Consider the following 13824-nt stretch of genomic DNA (forward strand, 5'->3'; position numbering starts at 1 on the left):
ATGTATTTATCTCACTATATTAACTTTTATCATTCTAAAAATATTAAAGAAATTATATCATATATCGACCATTTTCTTATTCTATATTTCCGATAGGCCTAATTTAAATATCAATATATCATAACAGCTCAAACTTCGTAACTAATTGAAAATAAAAAAAGTGCAAGAAGAATACCCCTATTCTTCTTGCACTTTTTACTATTATCACAGTGATTAAAGCGTTTACAAATTATTTCAAAATAATTAGTAAATCCATTCATTCATTAATTTTGAGTAGTCAACTAATTCTTCTTCTTTAAAGAAAATAGCAATCTCGCGCTCTGCGCTTTCTAAAGAATCAGAACCATGGATAATGTTTTTCGCAACAGTTACACCGAAATCTCCACGAATTGTTCCAGGAGCTGCTTCATGTGGTCTTGTTTTCCCCATCATGTTACGCGCTGTATCTACTACACCTTCACCTTGCCATACCATTGCGAACACAGGTCCAGATGTAATAAAGTCTACTAACTCACCAAAGAAAGGTTTTTCCTTATGCTCAGCGTAGTGTTGTCCAGCAATTTCCGGAGTGACTTGCATTAATTTTGCACCAACTAATTGAAAGCCTTTTTTCTCAAAACGAGCTACAATTTCCCCAATGAAGGCACGTTGTACACCGTCTGGTTTTACCATTAGAAATGTTTTTTCCATAAAAAATCTCTCCACTTCTGAATTATGTATGTAATTGTATATCCCCACACACATATTATCACCCTTATCACAATTGTGCAATAGTTTTGAAATAGAGAGATTATTTTATTTTTTAGAATAAACATTAAAATTTTCGTTTTCCAATATACTTTGCAACATTTTGTAACGCGTACTTTGCTTGTCCACGTGGGAGTGGTTTTATTATTTCTAAAGCTTTATGTAAATAACGTTCACTAAACGCAAATGCTTGATCAATTGCTGTACTATTTTTTACAGCATCAATAATTTCTTGCATTTCACTTGCTGTTGAATTTTCATGTACAGATGTGATTTTCTGACGAAGTACGGGATCTTCCATCGCATATAAAGCAGGAAGTGTAATATTCCCTTGTAGTAAATCTCCACCAGCAGGTTTTCCAAGTTTCTCTTCTGTAGAAACGAAGTCTAAAATGTCATCAATAATTTGATAAGACATTCCTACAAAATACCCATACCAAAATAGACGATTTACCGTATCACGATTAGCACCAGCAGCAATCGCTCCCAATTGACAACTCGCGGCAATTAATAATGCTGTTTTTCGCTTTATTCTTCTTAAATACGTTCTTAAATTTTGGTCATAATTGTATTTATCTTTAATTTGTTCAATTTCACCTTTACAGACTTCTAAAATAGTATGCGATAACGCTTGATGTGCCTCTGGAATTTCGATATTTGTTATACATTCAAGAGACTTAGCGAACAGATAGTCCCCTGTATACATCGCAATACGATCTCCCCATTTTGCATTCACAGTCGCACTGCCGCGTCGTAAAAATGCAGCATCAATAACATCATCGTGAACAAGAGAAGCCATATGAATAAGTTCTAACGCAACAGCAACATGCTTAATTGCATCTAACTTATAATCTCCAAATTTCCCTGCAAGCAACACAAATACAGGACGAATTCGCTTCCCACCAGCTTCAATAAGCTGTAATGCTGCCTCTTCTACTAATGGCTGTTCAGAAGCGACTGTCTTTTTTAATTCTTTTTCTATCACATTAATATCCGATCGTAAAAAAGAGTACATAAGTTGTAACTTCATATTGTTCACCTTAACCTAAAACTTCTTTTTTCTATTTTGATTCTGGTTTAATACCTAAATGCATCGCTGCTACCCCAAAAGTAAATGGTTTTACTTGCACACGTTCAAGTCCAGCTTGCTCAAACATTTGAGCCAGTTCTTTCATCCCTGGGAACGTACTAGCAGATTCTTGAAGCCATGAATATTCTTTATAACTTTTCGCAAACATCTTTCCAAATAACGGCATGATATATTTAAAGTATAAAATATACCCTTGTCGAAAACCAATCATTGTTGGTTGAGATGTTTCTAAACAGATTACTTTTCCACCTGGTTTTACTACACGTGTCATTTCTTTTAATACGTGCATATAATCCGGTACGTTACGTAAACCAAACCCAATCGTCACATAATCAAACGTATTATCTTCAAATGGAAGTTCCATTGCATTCCCATGTAGAAGTTCTACTTGTTTTAATTGTAACGCCTCTACCTTTTGCTTACCGACAGATAACATATTTTCACTGAAGTCTAAGCCAACAACCTTTCCTTGTTCACCTACCGCTCCAGCTAGCGCAATTGTCCAATCTGCGGTTCCACAGCATACATCAAGCGCTTGACTGCCTGGTTGTACATCCATAATTCGCATCGTTTCTTTACGCCACGCTTTATGTCTTTGAAAACTAATTACAGAATTCATCACATCGTATTTATCAGAAATCTTTTCAAATACGTCATGTACTCTTTCTTCTTTTGATTGTTGCATGCTCGTACCTTCTTCCAATGTAAAATTGCTTATGTCTTCTATTTATCCCTTAACACAGAATTTATTTCATTAATGTCTATGTGATTTTCTAAAAATTGTTTTTCTTTCTTTCTCAATTCCATCATCCAACTATTAATCACTACTTCTGCTTTATCCCCTAAAGCATCTTGCATCGCTTGAAAAACAGGTGAATGTTGTTTATCAGCATACAATTGAATTTCTTTTTGAAGACGATTTCCACCTAATACGTATGTGATAAATGGCTTCCAATGTGATAAATGAAAATGATCACATGTTTTTTGAAGGAGCGCAGACTCAATCGTTACTACGCTTTTCATTATGTCATCCGTCGTTTCATGCGCTTTTTGGTATAACATAATTTTGTGTTCATTTATCTCTTTAATTCCTTCAGCAAGTGCACGAATTAAAACAATATCACGATTCATAGACAATAAATAATAATATAGTCCACTATAGTAATCGCCTGCAAGTACTGTTAATTGACGACATTTATGCGATTCAATCGCTTCCTCGCCTGCTTTATTTGATACCTTTTCATGCGTATCAAGCGCAATTTGCACAAGCATAATCGTTACTACGTAATGCTCAATTTGTTCTATATGTAAGTTTGCACTCTTTAAAGCACCATATAACAATGCTATCTTTTCTTCATCAATAAATGGTTCTTCAATATAGTTTATAAAATAAGGATGGCGTAATTTCTCCATCAATTTCTCTTTTATACCCGCATACCCTCCGTAGATGTCACACACAAAAAATCACCCTTGTTTTCTAATTCATAAAACTTATTATAACACATACACTCTATTTTCTATAACCAAAACTTGGCTACACCTACCATTCATGTAAGCAATTTTTCTAATCTCACTCTGTCTAGCTAAAACTATATCATTTATTTACTAAAAAAAAAAAGAAAAGCAGTTTCCCGCTTTTCTTTACTTCGTTTTAATAAACGATAAAATTTCACTGCGCGCTGCAGCATCATTTTCAAGCACACCACGCACTGCTGTCGTTACTGTTTTCGCACCTGGTTTTTTCACACCACGCATCGTCATACACATATGTTCTGCTTCTACTACTACCATTACACCATGAGGCTCTAGTACTTCCATAATAGAGTTCGCTACTGTTGATGTAATACGTTCTTGCAGTTGTGGACGACGTGCAATTGTATCTACAGTACGAGCTAATTTACTTAACCCTGTCACCTTTCCACCTTGCGGAATATATGCAACGTGAGCAACTCCATAGAATGGAACTAAATGATGCTCACACATCGAATAAAATGGTATATCTTTTACTAGTACAAGCTCTTCGTGATCTTCTCCGAATACTTTATGCAAATGCTCTTTCGGATCTTCATGCATACCTGAGAACACTTCTGCGTACATTTTTGCAACACGTTTTGGTGTATCAAGTACTCCCTCACGATTTGGATCATCCCCAATCGCCTCTAAAATAAGGCGTACTGCATGTTCAATTTGTTCTAAATTAACTTTTGCCATCCGCTAGCCCTCCCGAAAACCTAAAAGTGATACGAACACATTCTAGCATATTTATGTTTTTAAAAGCAAAAAGAAGAGTTCCCAAAAAGGAAACTCTTCTTCCCTGTTAATATGTAAGGATTATTTAACCGCATCTTTTAACGCTTTACCAGGTTTGAATGCAGGTACTTTACTTGCAGCGATTTCAATCTCCTCACCTGTTTGTGGGTTACGACCTTTACGAGCCGCACGCTCACGAACTTCGAAGTTACCGAATCCGATCAGTTGTACTTTATCACCTTGTTTTAAAGCTTCTAAGATAGAATCAAAAACAGCGTCTACTGCTTTTGTTGCGTCCTTTTTAGAAAGGGAACTTGCTTCTGCAACAGCATTGATTAAATCTGTCTTGTTCATGCCATTCACCTCCTCCCAAAGATAAGACTGTATAATGATCATAAAATGAGTCTTACTTTCATTTGTAGGCAATTTTTACAAATTCTATACTACAAAGATGTAGATAAATCATTATCAACGCCTATATTATACGATTCTCCTTTATAATTCAATATTTTTAAGGAAATTGTTACTGTGAAAATGTGAAAATCTGATGAAACTTGACAATTTACAACAATGTATTAGATAATGACTGTTTATTTTTCTATTTTATAATCAAAAAAAACAAAAAATCCCTCTACAATGAGAGGGATTTTTCTTATAGTATAATCGCAATTAATCCGCCAGATCCTTCATTAATAATTCTTTCTAGCGTTTCTTTTAATTTATATCTAGCGTTTTCTGGCATTAAGGATAATTTCGCTTGAATTCCTTCTCGAACAATTGAGCTAAGCGAACGTCCAAATATATCAGAATTCCAAATTGATAACGGGTCATCTTCAAAATCTTGCATTAAATAACGAACTAATTCTTCACTTTGCTTTTCAGTACCAATGATCGGTTCAAACGTTGACTCTACATCTACTTTAATCATATGAATGGATGGCGCTACCGCTTTTAACTTCACACCAAACCTTGAACCGTGACGAATAATTTCTGGCTCATCTAAGCTCATATCTGCTAGCGCAGGCGCTGCTACACCATATCCTGTTTGCTTAACCATACGCAGTGCGTCTGCGACTTGGTCGTATTCTGTTTTCGCATGAGATAAATCGAGCATAAGCTTCAATAAATGATCTTTCCCCCGAATTTCTACCCCTACTACTTCTTTTAAAATCTGATCATATAATTCATCTGGCGCATATAAATCAATCTCCGCCACACCTTGCCCCATATCAATGCCAGCTAAGCTCGCTCGATCAATAAATTCATATTGACTAAACTGCCAAACAACCCGATCCACATCACGAAGACGTTTTATATCCTTCACAGTTTCTTGAACTGCTTCTTGATAACTTTGACGCAACCAATGCCCTTCATTTAGCACCATTACCCAGCTCGGAAGGTTCACATTCACTTCTAATACAGGGAATTCAAATAGCGCTTCACGAAGTACATTATATACATCTGTTTCTCTTAAACTCTCCACACTCATTGCAATAACCGGGATATCATATTCTTCTGATAAACTTTGGCGTAATTGCTCTGTATCTGGATGATACGGCTGTACCGTATTAATTATCATAATGAAAGGTTTTCCTACTTCTTTCAATTCATTTACAACGCGTTCTTCTGCCTCTATATAATCTCTTCTTGGAATTTCACCAATTGTTCCATCTGTTGTAATTACAACACCAATTGTTGAATGTTCTTGAATTACTTTACGCGTGCCGATTTCTGCAGCTTCATGGAATGGAATAGGTTCTTCATACCAAGGGGTATTAATCATGCGCGGGCCATTCTCATCTTCATAGCCCTTCGCTCCTGGAACCGTATATCCAACACAATCTACTAATCGAATATTCACTTCAAGTCCTTCATCTACTTCGATAGAAACCGCTTGGTTTGGAACAAACTTCGGTTCCGTCGTCATAATTGTACGACCAGCAGCACTTTGAGGCAATTCATCCTGCGCTCTTTGACGGTCAGACTCATTCTCAATATTTGGAATAACTACAAGTTCCATAAATTTTTTAATGAATGTTGATTTCCCTGTTCGAACAGCTCCTACAACTCCAAAATAAATATCACCGCCTGTTCGTTCTGCAATATCTTTAAAAATATCTACCTTTTCCAAGTGATTCCCTCCCTCAAAATTTTTGGGAATAATTCCGCGTTTATAGTCAACTAATACCTTCTCTAACGTTGCCTATAATATCTGATATAATATAATGGTATTCTAGAAGTTCGGACAATATATCATATAATTTTGTCCAATTTCATATGACTATTAAAAAATATCTTTTGTTTGCATCGTAAGTTGTATAACATAAAAAACCTTTCTTCTAGAACTTATTCACTAAAAGAAAGGTTCATGACTTATGATTTTAAAAAAATTGGTTCTCCGTCCTTTACTGTGTACGGTAAAGAATAAGCTGGTACAAACGGGGAACCTTTCGAAAGTATATTTCGAATATCTTCTCCCTCGGTAAACTGCCCTTCATTTTTTTTCAAAGCGTCATATAAGTCGATTCTATAATCAACAAAAACTTCTCCTTTTTCATTAATTACAAAAGGAAGTCCTTTACCAGAATATGGACTTGTCACTTGTGGCACATCTTTATATCCTAGTTTTTTAAAATCCAATTCATATACACCATCTGAAATTACTTTTTTAAAAGGTGGATATTGATGTTCATCACGATACATCCTAAGCTTTAAAGATAGTTCCTGAATTTGTTCAGCCATCCTAACATCAATTAACTTTACTGTTGGATTTGTTTCAACGTCTATTAATACGTATTGATATACTCCTCCACTTTCATATGCATTCCCTGGTGCTTCTTGTATGTAACGCGGGGCAATCTGTTGAAAGTCGATTGGATACTTTTGATAAATAGGTGTACTCATATCCCTCGTCTTAATTGGCAATATCCCATCATTTTGCTCCTTAAATGTCACAACAGCTTTTTGAACAACCTGTAGCTGATCTTCATAAGGAACCGCATTTTGCTTCATATTTTCTTTCGGATACAGACACCCCGTTAAAAGGCTCATACAACAAAATATTAAAATAATATGGACTTTTTTCACTAGCATCACCTTTTCATACTAATATAACTTGCTCCGTATGTAGTATTTTCGAGACCATTCCATTTACTGCTGTACAGGTCCACTAAATACAACAAGAAAAATAACAATTCCTGACACAACCATAAGGGTGTACGCTACTAACGCTGTAATCCCTTTCAAAAATTTATTCTGTATTTTATGTCTACTTAATAAAATAAAACTTACTGCAAAAAACATAAATCCAATTGCCCCTAAAGCCAACCACATTTTCATAAGCCCTTCTGACATATACACACCCCTTTTTATTAATCTATTTTTATACTATTTTAACAAATTAAAATCTTTAAACAAATACAAAAAGAACATTTTACTACAAATTACGAATATGTAACTTTAATCAATAGGTTTTTCAGCATTTTCCACTAATCTAGATAAAAATAAAACCGAAGCGATTGTATCTCTCGCTTCGGTTGACCAAATATGCCCAAAAACAGCTCTATTCCCATTCTTTCATGGCTATCATATGCAATCTACAAACTCTTTGTTTCTCATAATTTATTTTTTAAACATTTTGCTTAACGAGCCAAAATCTGCTGGCATATTATTATTAATAATCGCTTTTACAATTTGATCCTCTTGCTCTTTCGGCACTTCACGTCCCGCCATAAGAGCCACTTGATGAATTAATTGACGAAGTACAGTTTCATCACGTAAATTCGCATTTTGCACGGATGACGCTAATTTAAAAATATCCTCTTTATTTACTTTCGCTTCCTTCTCAATATTATTAAAAATGTTATTATCCATTCTTTTCACCCTCTCCTCAAGTTACTCTTCATCCTATGCAAAAATAAAAAAATGGTGAAAAGACCCATAAAATAAAAAAGCGACAGAAGTACAAATGTACTTCTGTCGCTTTTCTTTACAGTAAGTCAGGTATAGCTTCCACTTCATGTTTTCGAACACGTCCCATCAATGAGCCTACCGCATCTTTTACGTTATTCCCATTGAACAGCACGTCATATAAAGCAGCTGTAATCGGCATTTCAACTTCCATTTTCTCTGCCAATTCATGAGCAGCTTTCGTTGTTCTTACACCTTCTACAACCATACCCATGCTTTCTAACACTTCTTCTAAAGAATGTCCTTTTCCAAGCATATTTCCAGCGCGCCAATTTCGGCTATGAACACTTGTACAAGTTACAATTAAGTCTCCCATACCGGTTAGACCAGCAAACGTTAACGGATTCCCGCCCATTTTTCTTCCTAAACGAGCAATCTCTGTTAAACCACGTGTCATCAATGCCGCTTTTGCATTATCACCTAATCCAAGACCATCAGTTATACCAGCAGCTAATGCGATAATATTTTTTAACGCACCACCAAGTTCAACTCCAACGATATCTGGATTTGTGTATACACGGAAATAACTATTCATAAATAAATCTTGTACTTCCTCAGCCGCTTCCATACGCTTTGCTGCAGACGTAACTGTTGTCGCTTGTCGTAAACCAACTTCTTCAGCATGACTCGGTCCAGACAATACAACAACATCTTTAATTAAGTTCTCTGGAATTTCTTCCTCGATCACTTCCGAAATACGTTTTGACGTACCAGGTTCAATCCCTTTACTCGCATGAATCCAAGTAATCGGTTCTGTAACAATTTCTTTCATCTCTTGTAATACATCTCTGTACGCTTTCGTCGGTACTACTAGCAGTACTGTATTTACATCTACTAATGCTTCTTCTAAAGAAGAGTAGGCTACGATTGTGCTTGGCAATGTAATGCCTGGGAGATATCGACTATTCTCATGTTTCGTATTCATTTCATCCATAAGTTCTGAGCGATTTCCCCAAATACGTACATCATGTCCATTGTCAGCTAATACCATCGCTAACGCTGTTCCCCAGCTACCTGCTCCTACTACTGTGATTTTTGTCATAAAATCACATCCTCTCCATTAGTCTCTTGCTCGAGCAATAATGTGAATCGGCGTTCCTACAAAACCGAACGCTTCACGTAAACGATTCTTTAAGAAGCGCTCATATGAAAAGTGCATTAATTCTGTATCGTTTACAAACACAACAAATGTCGGTGGTTTTACCGCAACCTGTGTCGCATAGAAGATTTTCAGACGGCTACCATTATGAGTCGGTGTTGGATTCATCGCTACCGCATCCATAATTACATCGTTTAATACGTTTGTTTGTACACGGATACTATGGCTTTCATTTACCTCATTGATAACCGGTAATAACGTTTGTGTACGTTTTTTCGTTTTTGCAGATAAGAATACAATCGGTGCATAATCCAAGAATTGGAAATGAGCACGAATATTTTCTTCAAATGCTTTCATTGTTTTTTCATCTTTTTTCACTGCATCCCATTTGTTTACAACGATAATAACAGCTCGTCCTGAATCATGAGCATATCCAGCGATTTTTTTATCTTGCTCAATAATTCCTTCTTCTCCGTCTAAAACAACTAAAACAACGTCAGAACGTTCAATCGCTCTAAGTGCACGAAGTACACTATACTTTTCTGTACTTTCATATACTTTTCCTTTTTTACGCATACCAGCTGTATCAATGATTACATAATCTTGATCATCTTTACTATATGGTGTATCGACAGCATCACGCGTCGTTCCTGCGATATTACTTACAATTACACGTTCTTGACCAAGAAGTGCATTTACAAGCGATGATTTCCCTACATTTGGACGTCCAATTAAAGAGAAACGGATTGTTTCATCGTCATACGCCTCTTCTTCAATCTTTGGAAAATGATTTGCAGCTTCATCTAACAAATCACCAAGTCCTAAACCGTGTGTACCTGAAATCGGGAATGGCTCGCCAAATCCTAATGAATAAAAATCATAAATATCACTACGCATTTCTGGATTATCAACCTTATTTACCGCAAGTACAATTGGTTTTTTAGAACGATACAAAATTTTAGCAACTTCTTCATCCGCTGCAGTTACACCATCGCGACCATTCGTCATAAAAATGATAACATCTGCTTCATCAATCGCAACTTCCGCCTGTTGACGAATTTGTGTCAAGAACGGCTCGTCTCCAATATCAATTCCACCTGTATCAATAATGTTAAACTCATGATTTAACCATTCTCCCGCACTATAAATACGGTCTCGAGTTATACCTGGGATATCTTCTACGATTGAAACTCTTTCTCCAACTATTCTATTGAAAATAGTAGATTTTCCTACGTTCGGGCGGCCTACTATTGCTATTACTGGTTTCGGCATATACTTTCATCCTTTCAACTTGCTTCTGTTTATTATGTAAAAAACCCTTCTTTGTGCAAGAAGGGATTTGCATTCCAGAATATTTCTCAACGTATCAAAACACCTCACATTATAACACACGTTCCTAATGTTTCACAATAATATATACATTCTCTTGTAAGCGATGCGCAATACCATCTAAAATTGCCTCTAAATTATTTGCAACAAATTCTAGTTCCTCCATCGACTCACAAACAAATAAAGGAGCACCACCTGCAAATTTTTCTGGCGCTGTTGTAATAACTGCCAGGATAACGCTTTCTAACATCATCTCTTATCTCCCCTTCCTTTCGGGGCTTCCGATGACATATGGACGGCACTTTCTAACGTTGGTACATTTCCTATAACACTTATCGCTTTCTCTGCATCTTGATCTTGCGGTAAGACAAAAATTCCAACCCTACCATCCTCTAAATCACGCTTTGCTAACGGTACAAGCGCTGGTGTACCAGAATCTCTATAAATCCCTAGCGCCACCGAAACATCGTGTAAAACAGCTTGCCGTTGCCCTAAATTTGAGATTGTCACCATCGCATCAATTGATTTCGGTTTTAAAATAAACCCCATGCCATATTTCATAATCTCTTCTTGCCTCGCCGGCAATCCAATATTCATAATATAAATATTATCAATATACAGTCCTGCCCCTTCAAAACGAAGGGGCACGTGCTCAATTTCAACAAGATCATGTAGCCTTTTTCCAGACATTAATTTTTTCGCAATAAAAAATGCGATTATAGCCATAATTACTCCCGCAATCCATGAACGGAACCCTATATACGCAAATGTCGTTGCAAACGACGTTAACATCGCCAAATAGTTGCGACTTTCAAAAACCAATGCAATTCCTTCAATATATGTATTTCCACGCGGTACGAGCTCATATCCATCTAATTGTTGAAGCGTGTTTCTTTCCATATTACGTACATCACGAAATTGTGTTGCCGCTAACGTAAGAAATGTAATGGCAGAAAAATCTTTTTTCAAAATAGACGGGATTGCAATCGCTCCTAAAGCAGCTGCAATTAACCCCATTGCAATATGAATAATTTTCCCATGCAGCCTCGTCGGATATTGCCGCGTATCCGTCCGAAGCATTAACACTCTTGTAACTGTCCCCGCTATTACGCCGCATAAAATGGCTGATGTATATTCAGTCATGCATTACCCTCGCCTTTCTTTTACGTGTTTTTCTCTTAAACTGTTCCATGTATACTGATGCTTTTGCAATCCAAAACAATACTGCCATGAATAATGTAGAAACGGCGACGATATCAAAAAATGCTAAACTACCGTAATCATATGGAAAATTCAATTTCCGAAAAATAAATGTCACTAGCAACTCTCCTTGTAACATCCCTACATATAGGGAACATAATCGTAATATGCGATCCCCATGCAATAACACCGATGCATACACAAGAGCACTACTTAGCAGAAACACTCTATCCACCACAATCCAAATCGGATCATATATTTCTAACAAATGAAAACTTGTATATAACATTGCAATAATAAGTGCCGAAAGTAAGCTATATAATTTTTTCCAAACAGAATATAGCGTAATTCCTATAAAAGAAATAATACAAAGTAGAAGAGCATTTACTGATACCACGAATGAGGCAATCGTTACATGTAACGGAGAGCAAATTATAAAAATCATTATACAAGCGCCTAACTTCCACCGAATAGGGTCCTTTTTCATAAAAAAGGTTACGATGATCCACCCTATCCAAGCTACAAAATAAAAAGTACTTCCATCCATCAACTTCACCTCCTATGTTTTCCATTATGGGAACTTTTTATGAAAGTTAATCCACTTTATTTACGCATAGTTTTTTCTTATAACAGCAACACTTTTAACAAGGAGGTGTTATTTATTATGGGTAAAGATCGCCAAGAACGAAAACTACGAGAATCACGCCGCGTTGAATCTGATCGTAATCAATCACTACAATATCCAGGTGCAACTGGACTTGATACACCAGAGCAGGCTCGAAAACAAAACCAGCACTAATTAATACAAAAAGACGGTTTCGATGTTGTACGAAACCGTCTTTTGCATAATCATTTTAATGATTTTTATTTATATTGAAATAATATTTTGTGTACTATATCCTCCTATCACTTCTTTTACCCCCACCTATTTCCCTTATAAAAGCAAGTCCTCTCAAAAATCCAGTAACTAATCATCTTCATTTTTTAACCTTTTTTCAATTACAATTTTTATAAAATACCAATTCCATTCTCCACTTTATATTACGAGAAAGAAAAGAAAACAAAAAATCAACCGAACGGTTGATTTTTTATCTCCTACTATAATGCGCAGTATCAATACCACGCTGCATTAACCAATGATATGTTTCACCTTTTACAACAAGAGGTACAGATTGCAACTCTTCTATCGTCTTCGCACCAAGAGCTGTCATAATAAATTTCAAATCTGTATGTAGAAGCTCAATTTCATCCACTAATTTCTCGATACCATCTTGCATTAAAATACGTAAAAAGTAACCAGCAAACGCAGTTGTATTCGCCCCTAATGCGATTGCTTTCGCTACGTCAAGCGCTGTCTGTATACCCCCTGATGCAATAAAAGAGAGGTTATTATTTGTAGAGGTTGCTTCAATAATCGAGGTTGCTGTTTGTATGCCCCAGTTATTAAAATAAGAAAGCATTCGCTGTCTTCTTTCATTTTCAACAGCAGCAAAATTCGTACCACCTTGCCCACCAATATCAATTGCCGTTACACCTACGTTCGCTAACTGTTGCATTGTTTCCTTACTCATCCCAAATCCAACTTCTTTTACAATGACAGGAACTTTACTATTTAAAACAATTTTCTCAATACGCTGAAGTACGCCAGTAAAATCACGGTCTCCTTCTGGCATCGTTAACTCTTGTATGACATTTAAATGAATTTGCAATGCATTCGCTTCAATCATATCAACGGCACGCTCTGCCTGCTCGATAGTTGCCTCACTACCTAAATTAGCAAAGAAAATACCATTTGGGTTTACCTTTCTGATCACCTTATAAGAAGCAGCCTCACTTTCATCTTTTAACGCCGCCATTTGCGAACCTACAGCCATAGCAAGGTTATGTTGTTTCGCTACATATGCTAATTGCTCATTGATATGTAACGTTTTCTCTCCTCCACCACCAGTCATCGCATTGATAAAAATCGGCGAACTTAGTGAAAGTTCGCCGATTTTTGTTTCACATGTTATTGTGTCATAATTTGAATTTGGCAAGCTTTGATGCACAAAATCAATATCATGAAAGCCATGCGTACGAGACTGACCAGTAGAAAGAGCGTATTCAATATGATCTAATTTACGTTTTGCCCTTACCACTT

General features: G+C 36.3%; 17 protein-coding genes. 1 reads left to right on the forward strand and 16 read right to left on the reverse strand.

Features of this window, described 5'->3' with window-relative positions; translation table 11 throughout:
• Positions 1 to 243: 243 nt before the first annotated feature.
• From ndk to MHI28_RS09350, 15 genes are all read right to left on the reverse strand, one after another.
• The gene (gene ndk, locus MHI28_RS09280) at positions 244 to 690 is read right to left on the reverse strand and encodes a nucleoside-diphosphate kinase (RefSeq protein WP_000415883.1); all 447 of its coding nucleotides are present in this window, start codon (positions 688 to 690) and stop codon (positions 244 to 246) included.
• A gap of 124 nt (positions 691 to 814) precedes the next feature.
• Entirely contained in the window at positions 815 to 1777 is a 963-nt protein-coding gene (hepT, locus tag MHI28_RS09285) for a heptaprenyl diphosphate synthase component II (RefSeq protein ID WP_000776078.1), read from the reverse strand.
• A gap of 31 nt (positions 1778 to 1808) precedes the next feature.
• Positions 1809 to 2522, reverse strand: coding sequence for a 2-heptaprenyl-1,4-naphthoquinone methyltransferase (gene menG, locus MHI28_RS09290; RefSeq protein ID WP_001187674.1), 714 nt, complete (start codon positions 2520 to 2522; stop codon positions 1809 to 1811).
• Between the two features lie 38 nt (positions 2523 to 2560).
• The gene (locus MHI28_RS09295) at positions 2561 to 3295 is read right to left on the reverse strand and encodes a heptaprenyl diphosphate synthase component 1 (protein ID WP_000332840.1); all 735 of its coding nucleotides are present in this window, start codon (positions 3293 to 3295) and stop codon (positions 2561 to 2563) included.
• Positions 3296 to 3478: 183 nt separating this feature from the next.
• Positions 3479 to 4048 (reverse strand): GTP cyclohydrolase I FolE, encoded by a 570-nt coding sequence (gene folE / locus MHI28_RS09300; protein WP_001151482.1) that lies wholly within the window; start codon positions 4046 to 4048, stop codon positions 3479 to 3481.
• A 120-nt stretch (positions 4049 to 4168) separates the two neighbouring features.
• Entirely contained in the window at positions 4169 to 4441 is a 273-nt protein-coding gene (locus MHI28_RS09305) for an HU family DNA-binding protein (RefSeq protein WP_001043860.1), read from the reverse strand.
• A 298-nt stretch (positions 4442 to 4739) separates the two neighbouring features.
• On the reverse strand, positions 4740 to 6218 hold the full coding sequence (gene spoIVA, locus MHI28_RS09310) for a stage IV sporulation protein A (protein WP_000416521.1): 1479 nt from the start codon (positions 6216 to 6218) through the stop codon (positions 4740 to 4742).
• A gap of 242 nt (positions 6219 to 6460) precedes the next feature.
• Complete coding sequence (locus MHI28_RS09315; protein ID WP_000755479.1) at positions 6461 to 7174, reverse strand: hypothetical protein; 714 nt, start codon at positions 7172 to 7174, stop codon at positions 6461 to 6463.
• 63 nt (positions 7175 to 7237) lie between these two features.
• Complete coding sequence (locus MHI28_RS09320; RefSeq protein WP_001289006.1) at positions 7238 to 7441, reverse strand: DUF2768 domain-containing protein; 204 nt, start codon at positions 7439 to 7441, stop codon at positions 7238 to 7240.
• A gap of 267 nt (positions 7442 to 7708) precedes the next feature.
• The gene (locus MHI28_RS09325) at positions 7709 to 7960 is read right to left on the reverse strand and encodes a stage VI sporulation protein F (RefSeq protein WP_000369753.1); all 252 of its coding nucleotides are present in this window, start codon (positions 7958 to 7960) and stop codon (positions 7709 to 7711) included.
• A 115-nt stretch (positions 7961 to 8075) separates the two neighbouring features.
• Positions 8076 to 9098: an NAD(P)H-dependent glycerol-3-phosphate dehydrogenase gene (locus MHI28_RS09330; RefSeq protein WP_000161783.1), complete on the reverse strand. Its 1023-nt coding sequence runs from the start codon at positions 9096 to 9098 to the stop codon at positions 8076 to 8078.
• 18 nt (positions 9099 to 9116) lie between these two features.
• A complete protein-coding gene (der, locus tag MHI28_RS09335; protein ID WP_001125890.1) occupies positions 9117 to 10427 on the reverse strand; it encodes a ribosome biogenesis GTPase Der in 1311 nt (436 codons plus the stop codon).
• Positions 10428 to 10551: 124 nt separating this feature from the next.
• Complete coding sequence (locus MHI28_RS09340) at positions 10552 to 10737, reverse strand: capping complex subunit for YIEGIA (RefSeq protein ID WP_000979048.1); 186 nt, start codon at positions 10735 to 10737, stop codon at positions 10552 to 10554.
• Positions 10734 to 11627, reverse strand: a complete 894-nt coding sequence (locus MHI28_RS09345; protein ID WP_000141605.1) for a YIEGIA family protein — start codon at positions 11625 to 11627, stop codon at positions 10734 to 10736. The genes MHI28_RS09340 and MHI28_RS09345 overlap by 4 nt, the downstream gene beginning before the upstream one ends.
• Positions 11620 to 12231, reverse strand: a complete 612-nt coding sequence (locus tag MHI28_RS09350) for a YphA family membrane protein (RefSeq protein ID WP_000349104.1) — start codon at positions 12229 to 12231, stop codon at positions 11620 to 11622. Before MHI28_RS09350 ends, MHI28_RS09345 begins: the two co-directional genes overlap by 8 nt.
• A gap of 117 nt (positions 12232 to 12348) precedes the next feature.
• Here MHI28_RS09350 and MHI28_RS09355 point away from each other — a divergent pair, with 117 nt between their 5' ends.
• Positions 12349 to 12483, forward strand: coding sequence for a YpzI family protein (locus MHI28_RS09355; RefSeq protein ID WP_000513902.1), 135 nt, complete (start codon positions 12349 to 12351; stop codon positions 12481 to 12483).
• A 289-nt stretch (positions 12484 to 12772) separates the two neighbouring features.
• Here the strand turns inward: MHI28_RS09355 and MHI28_RS09360 are convergent, their stop codons facing one another.
• Positions 12773 to 13822 (reverse strand): type 2 isopentenyl-diphosphate Delta-isomerase, encoded by a 1050-nt coding sequence (locus MHI28_RS09360; RefSeq protein WP_000251041.1) that lies wholly within the window; start codon positions 13820 to 13822, stop codon positions 12773 to 12775.
• Between the last annotated feature and the right edge of the window lie 2 nt (positions 13823 to 13824).

It is taken from the genome of Bacillus sp. FSL K6-0268 (assembly GCF_038005425.1).
Lineage (GTDB): Bacteria > Bacillota > Bacilli > Bacillales > Bacillaceae_G > Bacillus_A > Bacillus_A thuringiensis_S.